At 29.2% G+C, this 2519-nt stretch carries 2 protein-coding genes; both read left to right on the forward strand.

Annotation, left to right across the window (positions count from 1 at the left end; genetic code table 11):
* Nucleotides 1-72: 72 nt before the first annotated feature.
* The gene (locus HUJ77_RS15345) at nucleotides 73-1437 is read left to right on the forward strand and encodes a UDP-glucose/GDP-mannose dehydrogenase family protein (protein WP_291710136.1); all 1365 of its coding nucleotides are present in this window, start codon (nucleotides 73-75) and stop codon (nucleotides 1435-1437) included.
* A gap of 22 nt (nucleotides 1438-1459) precedes the next feature.
* On the forward strand, nucleotides 1460-2506 hold the full coding sequence (locus HUJ77_RS15350) for a GDP-mannose 4,6-dehydratase (RefSeq protein ID WP_291710138.1): 1047 nt from the start codon (nucleotides 1460-1462) through the stop codon (nucleotides 2504-2506).
* The last annotated feature ends 13 nt before the right edge of the window (nucleotides 2507-2519 follow it).

Consider the following 2519-nt stretch of genomic DNA (forward strand, 5'->3'; position numbering starts at 1 on the left):
TTTTTGCTCATCAATGAAAAACCCACAAAGCCCCCCTTCTGAGGTTATAAAACAAATGTTAGGAGATGGAATATGTTTAAAATAGCAGTAGCAGGTACTGGATATGTAGGGCTTGTAGCAGGAGTTTGCTTTGCAGAAGTTGGACATAATGTAACTTGTGTAGATATTGATGAGAATAAGGTTAAATTAATGGAAAGTGGAGTTTCTCCAATATATGAAGAAGGCTTAGAAGAGCTTATGCAAAAGAATTATAAAGCTGGTAGGCTTAATTACACTACAGATTATAAATCAGCTTATAAGGAAGCAGATGCAATATTTATTGGCGTTGGTACACCAGAGCAACCAGATGGTTCTGCAAATTTAAGCTATATAGCAACAGTTGCAAGACAAATTGCTGAAAATATAGAAAAAGATTGTCTAATTGTAGTTAAATCTACAGTGCCAGTTGGAACTAATGATAAGGTTGAACAATTTATAAAAGACTTTTTAGTTAATGATGTAAGAGTTGAAGTTGCTTCAAATCCAGAGTTCTTAGCTCAAGGAACAGCAGTTCATGATACTCTTCATGCTGCTAGAATTATTATAGGAACTGAAAGTAAATGGGCAGAAGATTTACTTATGAATATATACAAGCCTTTTAATTTACCAATAGTTTCTGTTAATAGAAGAAGTGCAGAAATGATTAAGTATGCATCAAATGATTTCTTAGCTTTAAAAATATCTTATATTAATGATATAGCTAATCTTTGTGAATTAATTGGAGCTAATATAGAAGATGTTGCAAAGGGAATGAGTTATGATGAACGTATAGGAAGTAAGTTCTTAAATGCAGGAATAGGTTATGGTGGTTCTTGTTTCCCTAAGGATACAAAAGCTCTTGAATATCTTGCAAGACAAAATGGGTATGTATTAAAAACAATTAAGGCAGCCATAGATGTTAATAAAGATCAAAAAACTAAACTATTTAAAAAGGCTTGTAGAAGATTAATAACCTTTAATGGATTAAAGGTAGCAGTTTTAGGTTTAACATTTAAACCAGGAACTGATGATTTAAGAGAAGCAGCATCTTTAGAAAATATTCCATTATTATTAGATAATGGAGCTGATATTTATGCTTATGATCCAGTGGGAAGAAAGAATTTTGAAAAGGTATATCCAGAAGGAAAGTGTAGACAAGGAAATATTCATTATGTAGAAAATATTGAAGAGGCTTTAAAAGAAGCTAATGTTTGTTTCATATTTACTGAATGGAAGGATATAAAGGAAATTAAAGCAGAAACTTATAAGAAATTAATGAGAACTCCTTTGGTTTATGATGGAAGAAATATATATAACTTAAAGGATATGAAAACTAATGGAATAGAATACTATTCAATAGGAAGACCTGAAGAAGTTATAAATGAATCATTATATGAAGTAGCAGCTACAAAAAGATAATTTAGTATAAAAGGAGTAGAATATGTATAATAAATTAAGTTCAAATAAAATATACCTAATAACTGGTGCAGCAGGATTTATTGGTTCTTTCTTATCTAAGAAATTGTTAGATGAGGGTTGCAGGGTAATTGGAATTGATAATATTAATGATTATTATGATGTAAATTTAAAATATGAAAGATTAAATATAATTAAGGAATATGATAATTTTACATTTATAAAAGCTGATATTTCAAATAAAGAAAAGATGTTAGAAGTATTTAATGAGTATAAGCCACAAATAGTTGTTAACTTAGCTGCTCAAGCAGGTGTTAGATATTCAATAGAAAATCCAGATGCTTATATTGAAAGTAATATAGTAGGATTTTTTAATATATTAGAAGCTTGCAGACATAATAAAGTTGAGCATTTAGTTTATGCTTCCTCTAGTTCAGTTTATGGAGTTAATAAGAAGGTTCCTTTTGAAGAAACAGACTTTGTGGACAACCCAGTATCATTATATGCTGCAACTAAAAAGTCTAATGAATTAATGGCTCATACTTATAGTCATTTATATAACATTCCTGCTACAGGGCTTAGATTTTTCACAGTTTATGGACCAATGGGTAGACCAGATATGGCTTACTTTGGATTCGCAGATAAGTATTTTAAAGGAGAACCTATAAGAATATTTAATAATGGAGACTTTGAAAATGATCTATATAGAGACTTTACTTATATAGATGATATTGTAGAAGGCATAGAAAGATTATTAAATAATCCTCCAGAAAATATAAATGAGGAAACAAAAGAAAAAGTAGTTCCTCATAGAGTCTTTAATATAGGAAATAATAATCCAGAAAAATTAATGAACTTTATAACTACTTTAGAAGAATGTTTAAGTAAATCTTTAAATAAAGAAGTTATTTTTGAAAAAATATTTGAGCCTTTAAAAGCAGGAGACGTACCAGCAACTTATGCATCTACAGAAAGACTTCAAAAAGAAGTGGATTTTAAACCATCAACATCTATAGAAGAAGGACTTCAAAGTTTCTCAGATTGGTATGTTAAATACTATAAGGTAAAATAAAATTTTGATTTAT

It is taken from the genome of Clostridium sp. (genome assembly GCF_021443865.1).
In the GTDB taxonomy this organism is placed as follows: Bacteria; Bacillota; Clostridia; order Clostridiales; family Clostridiaceae; genus Clostridium.